Origin of the sequence: Bacillus sp. FSL R5-0447, assembly GCF_038606125.1 — a bacterium.
Taxonomy (GTDB): Bacteria; Bacillota; Bacilli; order Bacillales; family Bacillaceae; genus Bacillus; species Bacillus velezensis.
In genome coordinates this window covers 3210001-3225093 of sequence record NZ_CP152012.1, presented here as the reverse complement: position 1 = coordinate 3225093, position 15093 = coordinate 3210001, and the positions used below count along the sequence as shown (strand labels likewise).

The window sequence follows — 15093 nt, the reverse complement described above, 5'->3', positions numbered from 1 at the left end:
CAAAACGCTTTCCGTAAATACGTAAAAAAGAAATTTACGCAAAAACGTAATTTGATATTGACGACTATATACGTATATGCGTAAAATACGTATTAACAAATATACGTAAAGGCGGAAACGTTATGCATTACTTAGCAGAGCATCAGACGTTTGACTCAACGGCTGCTCTAAACTCGGCAGTCTACGAACACATCAAGCGCAATACATACGACCTGAACGACACTGACCGCCAAGCGCTGAAGAAGATCGCCCGGTATGCGGTTAAGTTCAGCGGGGCGGCGCACCTGAAGGCGGAAACGCTGGCGGAACTCATCGGTAAGTCCGTCAAGACTGCGCGTCGGGCCCTGAATAAATTGGCGGCGCTCGGCATCGTTAAGAAAATCGCAACAACTCGGAAGATAAACGGAGGGAAGGGCGCCAACATAATCGTGATCCTGCCGGTGGATGACCAGTCGACAATGTCCAATCGCGGACAAGCCGAAAAGCCAACGGAGACAACGGCTGAGGCACCGAAAACGGAAAACGAACCATCGGATTCTATTAAGCGTTCTAAAAACCAAAATAACGTATTAGATACGGCAACTGTACCGGCTGAAGCGTTAAAAGGCGCATTGCCTGACGAAATATTTAACGCGATGTTTCGCTACTTTGACGCAGAGGATATTTATAAATACTACGGGATTTTACTTCGCGCTAAGGCCAGCGTAGACAGAACGATCAGGCTCGAAGAACATGCGGCGCCTTTCGTTGAAGCGTGGCACGCAACGATTCTGAAAGCGAAAACGCACGAAATTAGACGTTTCGACGATTACCTATACGCAGGGTTCAGGAAGGCGGCTTGGACGGTTAAGGCGCGCTTAAATCGTGGCGGATCGCTTATGAATCGTTTTAGGCAGGCGTTTGAAACAGCGTAACCCAGTTCGGACTTGCGGCGTAGTGAACATACGTCGTATAATTGAATAAGAGACGATTGAACAAAACGGTGACTAAACGTTGATACGCTTGACTTTCCGTAGTGACTAAACGGTTGACTTATCGGAAATCAATTACGTGAAGCTGGCAGCGTAGAGGTCAGGGGTTCGAGCCCCCTTGGCTCCATACCTTTAAACCCTTATTCTATAAATAAGGGTTTTTTTGTTTTTTTCATCTTCTGCGGCAGCCTCTATGTTCTGCTTCATTTCTAACAATTCAAAATAAAGGAAAGAGAGAAAATGAAAAAGAAAATCTATCTTATATTATCTCTGTCAGCGGCACTGGCACTTCTTTTAACAGCGCTCCCGGCTCTTTCTCCCGTCGTCTTCACGTCTGCTTCAGAAAAAGGAGCCATCAGGCATGACATTTATAAAAAAGGATATCCGTATCAAAGCTACTTTGCGATTCTTCAAAAAGAAGAAGGCGGCGGAGAGGCCGGGAACCTTTATTATGTAAATTGGTTCAATTGGAAAGATGAAACCGGACAGACGCCGCACGTATGTTATTCAAAAAAATCGTCCGAAGGCGAGTACAAAGTAAGCTGCGGAACCGGACCGTGATGATCAAGAGCCCCTCTTCAATGAGGGGCTCTTTCTGTCAATGCCGCTCTGGCTCTCCGTTTAATATCCCCAATATAACGGCGTATCATAATGCCGATACGGATCATTCGGATAATGCGTATTTGGCTGATAAGGCTTATTCATATCATGAATACCCGTGTTTTCAGTCTGTCCGCAGTATTTATCGGGGCCTATCACAGTTGATTGCCGGATCGGTGAAACGGCTTTTTCCCACTCATGCTCATTCAGACAGTACGTATGCGCCATGATCTCAGGCGGCGTCAGACGGAGAATATCCGAGCCGTATATCACTTCAGGCGAAGGGGCGTCAAATATGGCCAAAAGGTGGGTTTTGTCTGAAGTGGCGACTTCATAATGCCACCACCCCTGCGGAACATTCGCCACTTGTCCTGAAGAGATCGGATAATTCCGTATTTTCTGGGTGAACGGATTCAGCATCGACACCACCGCGGAACCCGAAATACAGTACACCAATTCAGCGGCGTTTTGATGGGTATGCGGTTCAATCACATTTGTTTTGCTCAGAAAGATATCTAATAATGAAATATTTTCAAGCGTGTTTAACTGTTTAATCCCCAATACATTGATAAAGTTCCGAGCATCTTTCGTAAAAAAACGGCTCTCATTCACATCATAAGTGAACTGTGTATTCGGAGACGTGTAATCGATATCGGAAACCATGCACTCCCCCGCTTTCATCTTTAAACGTATATTCCCAAATATATGTGTCCCTGTTTCACCGAGTGATAAAAAAAGGAGGTGAAATCCATAAATTCCAAATCCAACACAATATTGTGACGACTTTTTTAAAGATTCATTTTTAATATATCTTTTATTCGAAATATCTCTTACTATAAAGATATATTGAAAATACATCTTTAGAAGGGTTGAGGATTAACATGCTGGATGAGAGAACAATAGACATCATCAAAAGCACAGTACCCGTATTGAAAACACATGGAGAAAACATCACCGGACGCTTTTATAACCTGATGTTTCAAGATCATCCCGAACTGTTAAATATGTTTAACCAAACGAACCAAAAGAAACAGACTCAGCGCGCAGCATTGGCAAATGCAGTCATTGCGGCTGCGGCGAATATTGATCAATTAGAACAAATCATTCCGGCGGTCAGACAGATCGGCCATAAACACACAAGCATCGGTGTAAAACCGGAACATTATCCGATTGTCGGAAAGTATCTGCTTCTGGCAATTAAGGATGTGCTGCAGGATGCCGCAACTCCTGAGATTATGCAGGCATGGGAAAAAGCTTACGGTGTTATTGCGGAGGCTTTCATCGGCATTGAAAAAGACATGTACAATGAAGCCGGATGGCAGGGGTATAAAGAATTTACGGTTATACAGAAAACGAAAGAAAGCAAAGATATGACATCATTTTATATCAAACCGAGTGACGGCTCATCGCTTCCTGGATTTGAAGCGGGACAATATATCAGCATTAAAGTGCGGATTGCGGATTCTCCTTATACGCACATTCGCCAGTACAGCCTGTCTGATGCTTCTCAAAAAGGGGCATATCGGATTTCTGTGAAAAAGGACGGAGCGGTTTCTTCTCATCTCCACAATGAAGTTCAAGAGGGAGATAAACTTGAAGTCAGCGCACCCGCCGGGGATTTCAAGCTGTCTTCTGCCGAAAAACCGGTTGTTCTTATCAGTGCCGGTTCCGGAATCACGCCGATGATGAGCATGCTGAAAACAGCCGCCGAAAAACAGCCGGAGCGTGCCGTTACTTTTATTCATGCCGCGAAAAACGGAGAGTACGCCGCGTTCTGCAAAGAGGCTGAACAAGCTGCGGAGAATCATCCGAATATTAACGTCATTTATATATACAGTGAACCGGCAGAACAAGACCGCTCAGGAGACAAGCCTTTTTACAGCGGCAGGATTGATCAAACCTTCTTGGAGCAGCTTCATCTGAATCAAGATGCTGAATTTTACTTGTGCGGATCAGCGCAGTTTATGACGCAAATGAAAGACATGATTCTTGCACTCGGGTTTGACTCTGATTCCGTTCAATATGAATTGTTCGGCCCTCAGCTGAGCATGGCATAACAAAAAAGACTCCTCAAAGAGGAGTCTTTTTTATTTGCGCAATGTGTTCTTTCTCCGTCTTTTTCCCTATTTTATTGAAATTTTCATCAATGACCAGTAAAATTATAAATCTAGTGATTCCGGAATTAAAGGAAGGTTGATATGAAAAAGAAAGCAAAGACCAAAAGGGTGCTTGGGTGCCTTTTTGCTGTATCTCTTATATTCGGATTATTTCTGGTATCAATGGTGTTTTCGAAATTCATAGTGACGGAAGAAAAACCGCCTGAAGAGGTGGACGAGCAGCAGGTCTTTATTGACAGCCTTTCGGGGCATGCTCAAATTTTATATGAGAAATATCATGTCCTTCCGAGCATCACCCTCGCACAGGCCATTCTCGAATCGGACTGGGGGAACAGTGAGCTTGCGGGGAAAGCGCGCAACCTGTTCGGTGTAAAAGGTGATTATAAAGGAAAACACGTCACGATGAAAACGGATGAATTTGAAAAAGGAAAACGAAAAACGATTCGGGCAAAATTCCGTAAATACAGCACGTTTTTTGAATCAATGGATGACCATGCCAAATTATTTGTCAACGGAACGTCTTGGAATAAAAAGAAGTACAAGCCTGTCATTGAAGCGGACAATTATAAAACTGCGGCGGCTGCCCTTCAAAAATCCGGCTACGCCACAGACCCCGGCTATGCTGAAAAAATTAAAGATGTCATAGAAACCTATAACCTGAATGAATATGACAAAATCAATGCCTCTCTTAAAGCAGTTGATATGAAAGGCGCCATCAAAGACCACGCCATTGAAGACGTGTGGTCCAAGCCGTCAAAAGAGCGGCATTCTATTAAACTGGCATCGGCGCAAAAGTTTACCGGCGAGCATATTAAAGTCGTATCTGAAAAGCAAAACGGAGAATCCGTCTGGTACCAAATCCAAGTGAAAGATGAGCTGATCGGCTGGGTTGACCAAACCGCCGTCCAGTTAAGTGAAGAAACATAAGCATCAAAAAAAGCCGGCAGCCCGCCGGCTTTTTTACATTCCTTCAGTTTCAAACCTTTTAATATCACGTTTATGCCCCATCAGCACAAGGCAGTCACATTCATGAATGACAGTCTCCGGAGAAGGGGACAGCTGAATGTCGCCGTTATGTTTCAAGGCGAGAATGGTGCAGCCGAATCTGGCCCGGACGCCGAGATCAAGAATGGATTTTAAATGCAGCTTTTTCGTGGCTGAAAGCTCCACGATGCTGTATTCATCTGACAAATCAATATAATTTAAGACGTTTTCATCCGAAAGGCTTTGCGCAATCCGCACGCCCATATCCTTTTCGGGATGGATAATACGATCAGCACCGATCTTTTCAAGCACTTTGTGATGATAATAGTTTTGCGCTTTCACCCAAATATTGGGAATGTTCAGCTCCTTCAATAACAGCGTCGTCAGCGTGCTAGCCTGAATGTTGGCGCCGATTGCTACGATGACATATTCAAAATTTCTGATGCCGAGCGACTGAAGCTCGCTTTCTTCCGTTGAATTTGCCCGCACAGCATGCGTGGCATAAGAGGAGTATGCGTTGACCCGCTCTTCGCTGATATCGACCGCAAGCACCTCATGCCCCATTTTAAAAAGCTCTTTACAGATGCTTCCGCCGAAACGGCCGAGTCCGATGACGGCAAATTGTTTATTTTTGATTTTTCCCAATCCTCATAACTCCTTAAGAAACTGTTTTCGTCACTCCAAATACAACAAACAAGAATGTACTCCTGTTTAAAGGGTTTGTCAATGCGAGGGCCGGAAGAAAGAAAACAGCACAAAAAAAGACCGGCTGACAAGCGATGGGCTTGTGCCGGTCTGTTTTTCGCAATTATTTGCAGTTGCAAGGCTGTGTCGGCGGTGTGCTGCGTTTTTGAACAACAATTGTGTCCTCAGCATAGAATTTAGAGCCGATGCTTAATGATTTATTTTCTGCACGGAACTTATATGTACCTGCAGCAGGCAATGTTTTATTATTAAGAGAAAGTTTAAATTCCGCTGCGCCGAGCAAATCAATGTTTAACGGAAGTCTGACTGTTTTGCCGTTATTCAGAATCTGTCTTTCACGCAAAGCGTGTCCGTTGACTGTATCTTTTGTTGTAGCCGCAAATCCGCTAGGAAGGGTAAATTCCATAACGCCTAAGCTCAGGATCGTGTTCGGACGGTACGTCAATTCGATATCAGAAAATGACCATTCCTGCTGGCTGGCACCTGTATATTTTGCAAATAAGGTAGCAGTCGCTTTCGTGGACATTTCCGGCTCGTGAACGGTTGAGCCTGACTCAGCGGCGAATGACGCTGTCGGCAGAGAAAGAAGCAAAACCAGGCCGAATAAACTTGCCATGACAGTTGAGAAAAATTTCTGTTTCATTTTCATAAATCCCCCTAAAAAAAATTTGCTGATTGTTCTTAAAAAAGAACGACCATACCTATAAAAATTTACCATCAATTTTAATGGAAGTAAATGGGTTTATGTTCCTATATTTTCTCAAAAATAATCAAATCACGACAAAAAACGCCTGATTTTGATTCAGGCGTTTTTTTCGTCCGTTTCTATCGGAATAAATTTAAAAATTTCCCCGCTCTGAACCGAGTCAGCGAGACGCTTCAGCCAATGATAATAAGCTTTCGAACTTTCAAGCTGATCATATAACTGCCGCGCTTCTTCCTGTAATTCCGCGTTGCCTTCCTCGGCCAGCAAAACGGACTGCAAATCCGCCTGGGCCTGTTCGATGGCGGACAAATTCACCTGAACTTCACGATCCCATTTCGGCGGGAAGAAATTCGTGAAAAACGTAAAGAAATCTTTTTCCGCTACAAACGTATGCTTCCGTGTGCCGCGGTGAAAGGTTTTTTTGACCACATTTAAATCCTGCAGCTTTTTTACGCCTGTGCTCATACTCGGTTTGCTCATCTGCAGTTCCTCACGCATTTCGTCAAGCGTCATTTCATCCCTCATATACATTGTTCCGTATAAAATCCCGACACTTCGAGTGATTCCGTAAAGATCCATCGTCTCTGCAATGGAATCAATGACAAGATCCCTGGCTTGTTCTATAGCTGCGAATTCTGGATTCTCATCCATACTGTCCCTCTTTTCCTCTTGAAGTTTAAATTTGTTAAGTCATTTCTTTATGTTCTTAATCTTAACGAATCATGACAAAATGTCAAAATCTAAACGGACTGACCGGGTTTTGACAGGCAAAAAAACATATGTTAAATTAATATTGTTAAAAACATTAAATTTTTATTTAACAAACTTACTTTTCGGTAAGGAGGACTTTTATGAGCAAAACGCTTTATATCGGCGGCGAATGGATCAGTGCAGAAAAAAAACAGACCCGCCGTATCATTAATCCATTTAATCAAGAAGAAATTGCAACGGTATGCGAAGGAGACCGGAACGATGCGGTGAAAGCCATCGCCGCAGCCAGAAAAGCATTTGATGAAGGGGAGTGGCCGGTGCTTTCCGGGCTCGAGCGCGGACAATTTGTTCTGAAAATTGCGGAATTAATCAGACGCGATCTGAACGAATTAGCTGAGCTGGAATCGCTCGATACAGGAAAAACGATTGAAGAAAGTAAAGCCGATATGGATGATATCGCAAATGTATTTCAATATTATGCCGGTTTGGCGGATAAAGACGGAGGCGAGGTCATTTCATCTCCGATTCCCGATTCCGTAAGTAAAATCGTCAGAGAGCCAATTGGCGTATGCGGACAAATTACGCCGTGGAACTATCCGCTCCTTCAGGCGAGCTGGAAAATCGCTCCCGCTCTTGCGGCCGGAAACACGATCGTTTTAAAGCCGAGCGAGATTACTCCGCTGACAACCATTAAAGTCTTTCAATTAATAGAAGAAGCCGGTATTCCGAAAGGGGTCGCCAATCTTGTGCTGGGGCCGGGCGCCTCTGTCGGCGACGAGCTGGCGAGAAACCTCGACGTCGATTTGGTCTCTTTTACGGGCGGAATTGAAACAGGCAAAAAAATCATGCAGGCGGCAAGCGGCAATGTGAAAAAGATTGCCCTGGAGCTTGGCGGCAAAAATCCGAATATCGTATTTCGAGATGCAGATCTCGAAACAGCTGCAGATCAAGCGCTGAACGCCGTGTTTTTCCATGCCGGCCAAGTTTGTTCGGCAGGGTCACGTCTTTTGGTGGACGAAGCCATTCATGATGAATTTTTAGCCGAGCTGATCAAGCGCACGAAACGCATCAAATTAGGAAATGGTTTTCATGAAGATACGGAAAGCGGTCCGCTGATTTCCGCCGAGCATCGGGCCAAAGTCGAAAAATACGTAGAAATCGGTATCGAAGAAGGGGCAAAACTGGAAACAGGCGGCAAACGTCCTGATGATCCCGCCCTTCAAAACGGTTTCTTCTATGAACCTACTATTTTCTCAAACTGCGAGTCTGATATGCGGATAGTCCAAGAGGAGATTTTCGGCCCCGTTTTAACAGTTGAGTCATTTTCATCTGAAGAAGAAGTGATCAGACTTGCCAACGATACCATTTACGGGCTGGCCGGAGCGGTATGGTCAAAGGATATTGAAAAATGCGAACGCGTAGCCGCCAAACTGCGGATGGGAACGGTATGGATCAATGATTTCCACCCGTATTTCGCGCAAGCGCCATGGGGCGGGTACAAACAATCGGGCTTCGGCCGCGAACTCGGCAAAATCGGTCTGGAAGAATACACGGAAATCAAACATATTTACCGCAACACGAAACCTGCGGCAGTGAACTGGTTTCAAGCATAACGAGGAGGAGATACAATATGACATTAAATATGAAAGTAGAAAGCATGCATAAATTCCATACATTCGAAATCCCGACAGTCATTAAACACGGAATCGGTGCGATTCAGCACGCGGGAAGTGAAGTCAGAGCGCTTGGCGTCACAAAAGCGCTGCTCGTAACAGACCCGGGAATTTATAACGCGGGAGTGGCAAACCCGGTCATTGAATCTTTACAGGAAGCGGGCATCGAAGTCGTCCTGTTTAACAAAGTGGAGCCGAACCCGCCTGTACGTCTTGTAAACGAAGGATCAGAACTGTATAAAAAAGAAAACTGCAACGGTCTTGTGGCTGTCGGCGGCGGAAGCTCCATGGATACAGCGAAAGCGATCGGGGTAGAAGCGACACACGAAGGAAGCGTGCTTGATTATGAAGCCGCGGAAGGCAAAAAGCCGCTGGAAAACCGTATTCCTCCGCTGACAACGATCCCGACGACTGCGGGAACAGGTTCAGAGGTCACACAATGGGCGGTCATTACAGATGAGGAAAGAGAATTTAAATTCAATACGGGCGGACCGCTTATCGCCGCGCATTTAACGGTCATTGACCCTGAGCTGCACACGTCCATGCCTCCGCATGTGACGGCCATGACAGGTATTGACGCACTTGCGCACGCCATCGAGTGCTATACGATGAAATTCGCGCAGCCGATCACTGATGCCGTTGCTTTAATGGCCATTGAATATGCGGCGCATTATATTAAGCGCGCGTTTGCGGACGGAGAGGATTTGGAAGCAAGATACGGCATGGCGCAGGCGGCGATGCTTGCCGGCCTTTCATACGGCAGTGAATCAGCAGGCGCGGCGCATGCGATGAGCCAGACGCTCGGCGGCATCATCCCTGTCGCTCACGGACAATGCGTCGCAGCTATGATGGGGCCGGTAATGGAATACAACTGGAAAGGCTATCCGGAAAAATTCGCCCGCATCGCCAAAGCATTCGGAATCAATACAAGCAACATGACAACCGAAGAAGCGGCAAAAGTGTCCGTCAACTGGATGTATGATCTTGTAAAAGATTTAGAGGTGCCGAGTTTAGAAGAACAAGGTGTGTCTCCGGACATGATTGAACGTTTATCAAAAGAAGCCATGAAAGATCCGCAAACTTTCGGAAATCCAAGAGATTTGAATGAGAAAGCATACAACTGGATTTACAAACGCTGCTTTGACTTAACGCCGAAAACGGTATAATAAATGAACCCCGCTCCTTTACAGAGCGGGGTTTTTTAAGGATAATGTCAAGAAAAAGGCGGTGGCGGCTAATGTGGAAACGCATAACAGCAAAGACGGAAGGCGTATATATAGCGGATACCGAACAATTTGTTACCAAAAAGATGGACAAGCTTCGTGCGGAATACGGCGGGTTTCCCGGTGACCTGCATTTCGGACTGACAAAAAAGGCCGGCGCGCGCGAGCCGATGTATGAAAGAGGAACAGAAATTTTTAACCGGAGACAGATTTCAATCGTGTCTATGGAGGAATGTGATGACATTGCGGAGAAGATGGGGATTTCTCATATCTTTCCCGAATGGCTCGGCGCTAATATCGCAATCAGCGGTTTTTCTGCACTGACGCCGCTTAAAGAAGGAAGCAGAATGATATTTCCAAGCGGTGCGTCTCTGTTGTGTGAGGGAGAAAATGATCCGTGCATTCAGCCGGGAGAAGTCATTCAATCCTTTTATCCGGATCAGCCAAAACTCGCCGCGGCGTTTGTGAGGCACGCGATGGGCAGAAGAGGAATTGTCTGTATTGTTGAACGCCCGGGTGACATATGCACGGGCGATGCGGTCACCATCCATTCTTATGAACCGAAACGCGCCAAGAAAAAAATCGAGAAGGTCTGACTCAGACCTTTTCGATTTTTTGTTTGATTTCTTTTATTTGATTAATGTGACGCTTTTCATGATGGCCGATAAAATCAATCCACTGGCGGATCGTCAGTTCTTGAAAAACAGGATGGGGAAGCACACGTTCAAAGTCTTCCTCGTTTAATGATGAAATAACTGCGGTCAGCTGCTGTCTTGCCGTATCTAATTCCTGTTTTGCTTCAATGACTGATAATCGGTTTTGCTCAGGTTCGAGGTGTGAGGGCGCCGGCCGTTTATCTGTTCTGTCCTCTATAAACTCCATCGGTTTTTCTTCTATTTCTTTTAACGGTGCGTCTTTTGCCTGCTTTGATAAAAGGGTCTGCGCTGTTTCGTCAATTTTCTTTAAATGGTCAAGGACTTCCCGCACGCTCCATTCATCAGCCGCGGGCTTTCGGTTGAATTCCTCATCAGAGAGTCCTTTCAGTTCTTCCCAGATCTGCTGTCTGGCTTCATTAAAAATGCTCATCCTATCTCCTCCTTTAGAGTAAACATATCATATCCGGATTGGATAATCATGTAATCAGCCTCCCTTATCAGAAAATTGAAACCATTTACCTTTACATCCGTATATAAAGTAACACTCCGACACATCGGCTGAAAGGAGGATAGAAGATGGACATATTTCATCTGCCGCTTGAAACGGTCTATCTTTACACATTGATTATTTCGGGAAGTCTCACGCTTTTGATTCTGTTTTTTCAAGATGTGTTTCACGGCCTCTCGGAAGCCATTCCTGTTTCATTTTTAAACCCTGCATTGATTCTGTCTTTTTTAACAATCTTTTCAGCCTCAGGTTATATCGGCGAAATCGCCGCTCCGCTATCAAGTTCTGTCATTGCGTTGCTTTCATTTGTTCTTTCGGTTCTTTTGGTCAGCCTGCTTCACTTCTTCGTCCTTGTCCCGCTTTCATCAGCGGAAGAATCGCTCGCTTATCGAGAGACGGATTTAAAGGGCAGAGTCGGCAGGGTCATTACTTCCGTCCCGAAAGACGGCTATGGAGAAGTGATCATAGAGGGAATAGGGGGCGCCATTTCTAAATCAGCCGTCAGCTTTGATCAAGAACAGATCAAGTACGGAACTGCCGTATTAGTGATTGACGTGAAAGACGGAGTGCTTTTTGTGACGCCGCATGAACCAATCTGATATCTAAGGGGGAACTGTTATGACTATGCCGATTATCATCGTTATCGGAATCGTATTCTTTTTACTCATCGCACTTATTGCTGTATTTATTACGAAGTACCGGACGGCGGGGCCGGACGAAGCCCTTATCGTGACCGGAAGTTATTTGGGAAATAAGAACGTCCACATTGATGAAGGCGGAAATCGTCTGAAAATCGTCCGGGGCGGGGGAACGTTCGTGCTCCCGGTATTCCAGCAGGCAGAACCTCTCAGTTTACTGTCAAGCAAACTTGATGTCTCTACACCTGAAGTCTATACAGAGCAAGGCGTGCCGGTAATGGCCGACGGAACCGCCATTATTAAAATCGGAGGCTCCATCGGTGAAATCGCCACAGCAGCTGAACAATTTTTGGGGAAATCCAAGGAAGACCGTGAGCAGGAGGCGCGGGAGGTGCTGGAAGGCCATCTGCGCTCCATCCTCGGCTCCATGACCGTTGAAGAGATTTATAAAAACAGGGAAAAGTTTTCTCAGGAAGTCCAGCGGGTCGCGTCTCAGGATCTTGCTAAAATGGGGCTCGTGATCGTTTCTTTTACGATTAAAGACGTCCGCGATAAAAACGGCTATCTTGAATCATTAGGTAAGCCGAGAATCGCCCAAGTCAAGCGGGATGCGGACATTGCCACGGCAGAAGCGGATAAAGAGACGAGGATTAAACGCGCGGCCGCTGATAAAGACGCAAAAAAATCAGAGCTGGAGCGGGCGACGGAAATAGCTGAAGCGGAAAAAATCAATCAGCTGAAAATGGCGGAATACAGAAGAGAGCAGGATACAGCAAAAGCCAATGCCGACCAGGCATATGATCTTGAAACAGCAAAAGCCCGCCAGCAGGTGACAGAGCAGGAAATGCAAATTAAAATTATTGAGAGGCAAAAGCAGATTGAATTGGAAGAAAAAGAAATTCTGCGCCGTGAGCGCCAATATGACTCTGAAGTGAAGAAAAAAGCCGATGCTGACCGTTACTCGGTGGAACAAGCGGCCGCGGCCGCAAAAGCGAAGCAGCTCGCAGAAGCGGATGCCGAGCAGTACAGCATCGAAGCGATGGCCAAGGCGGAAGCGGAACGCGTGAGAATTGACGGTCTTGCTAAAGCGGAGGCTGAAAAGGCGAGAGGAGAAACCGAAGCGGAAGTCATCCGCCTGAAAGGTCTCGCAGAAGCGGAAGCTAAAGAAAAAATCGCCGAAGCATTCGAAAAATACGGGCAGGCTGCAATCCTTGATATGATTGTGAAAATGCTGCCTGAATATGCGAAGCAAGTCTCAGCGCCTCTTTCCAACATTGATAAAATAACCGTCGTTGATACGGGAGGAAGCGGTGAAAACGGCGGGGCCAATAAAGTCACAGGCTACGCAACCAATTTAATGGCCGGTCTTCAGGAAAGCTTAAAAGCATCTTCCGGAATCAATGTAAAAGAGCTTATTGAGAATTTTTCAGGCAAAGGAAACATAAAACAAAGTATAAATGAACTTACAAAAGAACTGAGTGATTCAAACGAACAGCACAGCCAGGAATAAAAAAACAGCAGGCGTAAACCGCCTGCTGTTTCAGTTTGTCCGCTTAGCTTCAAGAAGCCGCGGCGCAGTCATGAATAATAAGATAAGGACAATGGCCGAAAGGATAAAAGAAGGAATCATATAAGTCGCGTTGTAGACGGACGAATAAATCCATACCGGCGTGCCTTTCGGAGCATAGCTTCCGAAAAAGACAGCTCCGGAGACCACATGTGCCGCATAGCGCAGCACACTGCCGATGAAAACACCGCCTATAACATACATCGTTAAAGCGCCTCTTTTTTTATTCAATGCCGATTCTCGTACACCGGAAGCAAACAAGCCGCTGAAACCGAGAACTGCAAATGCCGCGATGTAATCAAGAAATAGCTGCACCGGGTGCTGCAAAAACAAATTGCCGATGGCGATCTGGACAATCCCTGTCAAAAAGCCTGTCGTAAGCCCGGCTTTCACTCCCCAGCGGAATGAAATCAAAAAAATCGGAATCATCATAATAGAGACCGAACCGCCTTGGGGCATCCGGAGAAACATACCTGAGACAATGTCCAGAATGACAGCCGCCCCGGTCATAATCGCTATTTCAATTAAGCGCACAAGCTGTGTTGAATGATTCATAGTTTTCCCCCTGGTCAGACAACCGTAACAAGGATAAACAAAAAAGCAGCGCGGGGAAGGATGGGAAAAGGTCCGCGCGCTGCTTGCATAAACTGCAAATCATTTGGCTTTGCCACATCCCTACGCCAGCGTTAACTAACAGGTTCAAAGGGTCAGAACAAAACGTTCACTCTCAGCTTTAATGCTCCCCTTGTGGTCATCAAGTATTTAGTTCAATCTTACTATACAAGAAAATATGCCAAACCACAAGACAGCTTATCTTTCTATAGAAGAGAAACTGAAATAAGTATGAAAGAAAATAATTAATGATTTTTTTAAAAAAACTATTGTCATATTTTCAAAAGGGTGTTATATTATTAAACGTCGCTGATGAACAGCAGACAACAACGAAAAGCTTCGGAAACAACTTGAAAAAAGTTGTTGACATAAAAGAAGCTGAGTGGTAAGATAATAAAGCTGCTTCAACAAGCGGTAATGATCTTTGAAAACTAAACAAGACAAAACGTACCTGTTAATTCAAAGTTTTAAATAAATCGCACAGCGATGTGCGTAGTCAGTCAAACTACTTTATCGGAGAGTTTGATCCTGGCTCAGGACGAACGCTGGCGGCGTGCCTAATACATGCAAGTCGAGCGGACAGATGGGAGCTTGCTCCCTGATGTTAGCGGCGGACGGGTGAGTAACACGTGGGTAACCTGCCTGTAAGACTGGGATAACTCCGGGAAACCGGGGCTAATACCGGATGGTTGTTTGAACCGCATGGTTCAGACATAAAAGGTGGCTTCGGCTACCACTTACAGATGGACCCGCGGCGCATTAGCTAGTTGGTGAGGTAACGGCTCACCAAGGCGACGATGCGTAGCCGACCTGAGAGGGTGATCGGCCACACTGGGACTGAGACACGGCCCAGACTCCTACGGGAGGCAGCAGTAGGGAATCTTCCGCAATGGACGAAAGTCTGACGGAGCAACGCCGCGTGAGTGATGAAGGTTTTCGGATCGTAAAGCTCTGTTGTTAGGGAAGAACAAGTGCCGTTCAAATAGGGCGGCACCTTGACGGTACCTAACCAGAAAGCCACGGCTAACTACGTGCCAGCAGCCGCGGTAATACGTAGGTGGCAAGCGTTGTCCGGAATTATTGGGCGTAAAGGGCTCGCAGGCGGTTTCTTAAGTCTGATGTGAAAGCCCCCGGCTCAACCGGGGAGGGTCATTGGAAACTGGGGAACTTGAGTGCAGAAGAGGAGAGTGGAATTCCACGTGTAGCGGTGAAATGCGTAGAGATGTGGAGGAACACCAGTGGCGAAGGCGACTCTCTGGTCTGTAACTGACGCTGAGGAGCGAAAGCGTGGGGAGCGAACAGGATTAGATACCCTGGTAGTCCACGCCGTAAACGATGAGTGCTAAGTGTTAGGGGGTTTCCGCCCCTTAGTGCTGCAGCTAACGCATTAAGCACTCCGCCTGGGGAGTACGGTCGCAAGAC

The 15093-nt window shown here is 46.0% G+C and carries 14 protein-coding genes, 1 rRNA gene, 1 pseudogene and 1 riboswitch (1 of these 17 only partly in view); of the genes and pseudogenes, 10 read left to right on the top strand and 6 right to left on the bottom strand.

The annotated features are described in order from the left end of the window. Positions 1-122 precede the first annotated feature (122 nt). Positions 123-914, top strand: coding sequence for a helix-turn-helix domain-containing protein (locus NYE68_RS16185; RefSeq protein WP_342493923.1), 792 nt, complete (start codon positions 123-125; stop codon positions 912-914). A 297-nt stretch (positions 915-1211) separates the two neighbouring features. Beyond that, a complete protein-coding gene (locus tag NYE68_RS16180; protein WP_204529890.1) occupies positions 1212-1532 on the top strand; it encodes a hypothetical protein in 321 nt (106 codons plus the stop codon). Between the two features lie 186 nt (positions 1533-1718). Here NYE68_RS16180 and NYE68_RS16175 read toward each other — a convergent pair. After that, positions 1719-2234 (bottom strand): annotated as a pseudogene (locus NYE68_RS16175) (cupin domain-containing protein); the annotation flags it as partial. A gap of 218 nt (positions 2235-2452) precedes the next feature. On the opposite strand from NYE68_RS16175, the gene hmpA reads away from it, so the two are divergent. Further along, positions 2453-3628, top strand: coding sequence for an NO-inducible flavohemoprotein (gene hmpA, locus NYE68_RS16170; RefSeq protein WP_225046377.1), 1176 nt, complete (start codon positions 2453-2455; stop codon positions 3626-3628). A gap of 141 nt (positions 3629-3769) precedes the next feature. After that, positions 3770-4615, top strand: a complete 846-nt coding sequence (locus NYE68_RS16165; RefSeq protein WP_007613332.1) for a glucosaminidase domain-containing protein — start codon at positions 3770-3772, stop codon at positions 4613-4615. 33 nt (positions 4616-4648) lie between these two features. Here NYE68_RS16165 and NYE68_RS16160 read toward each other — a convergent pair whose 3' ends face one another. The 3 genes from NYE68_RS16160 to NYE68_RS16150 all read right to left on the bottom strand — a co-directional run bounded on the left by NYE68_RS16160 (position 4649) and on the right by NYE68_RS16150 (position 6734). Next, complete coding sequence (locus NYE68_RS16160) at positions 4649-5317, bottom strand: TrkA family potassium uptake protein (protein WP_007613331.1); 669 nt, start codon at positions 5315-5317, stop codon at positions 4649-4651. A 163-nt stretch (positions 5318-5480) separates the two neighbouring features. After that, positions 5481-6020 carry a biofilm surface layer hydrophobin BslA gene (gene bslA, locus NYE68_RS16155; protein WP_015240450.1) on the bottom strand — a complete coding sequence of 180 codons (540 nt, stop codon included), beginning with the start codon at positions 6018-6020 and terminating at the stop codon, positions 5481-5483. A gap of 159 nt (positions 6021-6179) precedes the next feature. Then, positions 6180-6734 (bottom strand): GbsR/MarR family transcriptional regulator, encoded by a 555-nt coding sequence (locus NYE68_RS16150; protein WP_007410170.1) that lies wholly within the window; start codon positions 6732-6734, stop codon positions 6180-6182. A 200-nt stretch (positions 6735-6934) separates the two neighbouring features. Here NYE68_RS16150 and betB point away from each other — a divergent pair, with 200 nt between their 5' ends. From betB to NYE68_RS16135, 3 genes are all read left to right on the top strand, one after another. Beyond that, positions 6935-8407 (top strand): betaine-aldehyde dehydrogenase, encoded by a 1473-nt coding sequence (gene betB, locus NYE68_RS16145; protein ID WP_015418071.1) that lies wholly within the window; start codon positions 6935-6937, stop codon positions 8405-8407. A 17-nt stretch (positions 8408-8424) separates the two neighbouring features. Next, the gene (gene gbsB / locus NYE68_RS16140; RefSeq protein WP_324636466.1) at positions 8425-9633 is read left to right on the top strand and encodes a choline dehydrogenase; all 1209 of its coding nucleotides are present in this window, start codon (positions 8425-8427) and stop codon (positions 9631-9633) included. A 71-nt stretch (positions 9634-9704) separates the two neighbouring features. Beyond that, complete coding sequence (locus NYE68_RS16135) at positions 9705-10286, top strand: MOSC domain-containing protein (RefSeq protein WP_003152182.1); 582 nt, start codon at positions 9705-9707, stop codon at positions 10284-10286. Between the two features lies 1 nt (position 10287). Here NYE68_RS16135 and NYE68_RS16130 read toward each other — a convergent pair whose 3' ends face one another. Beyond that, positions 10288-10776: a DinB family protein gene (locus NYE68_RS16130; RefSeq protein ID WP_047936062.1), complete on the bottom strand. Its 489-nt coding sequence runs from the start codon at positions 10774-10776 to the stop codon at positions 10288-10290. A gap of 146 nt (positions 10777-10922) precedes the next feature. Between NYE68_RS16130 and NYE68_RS16125 the strand changes: the two genes are divergently transcribed. Further along, positions 10923-11453 carry an NfeD family protein gene (locus NYE68_RS16125; protein ID WP_007410165.1) on the top strand — a complete coding sequence of 177 codons (531 nt, stop codon included), beginning with the start codon at positions 10923-10925 and terminating at the stop codon, positions 11451-11453. 19 nt (positions 11454-11472) lie between these two features. Continuing rightward, positions 11473-13002, top strand: coding sequence for a flotillin family protein (locus NYE68_RS16120; protein ID WP_053574149.1), 1530 nt, complete (start codon positions 11473-11475; stop codon positions 13000-13002). A 30-nt stretch (positions 13003-13032) separates the two neighbouring features. Here the strand turns inward: NYE68_RS16120 and thiT are convergent, their stop codons facing one another. Continuing rightward, the gene (gene thiT / locus NYE68_RS16115) at positions 13033-13614 is read right to left on the bottom strand and encodes an energy-coupled thiamine transporter ThiT (protein ID WP_007410163.1); all 582 of its coding nucleotides are present in this window, start codon (positions 13612-13614) and stop codon (positions 13033-13035) included. 100 nt (positions 13615-13714) lie between these two features. Next, positions 13715-13815, bottom strand: a riboswitch (TPP riboswitch). Between the two features lie 366 nt (positions 13816-14181). On the opposite strand from thiT, the gene NYE68_RS16110 reads away from it, so the two are divergent. After that, positions 14182-15093 (top strand): 16S ribosomal RNA (locus NYE68_RS16110); it runs 638 nt beyond the window's last position.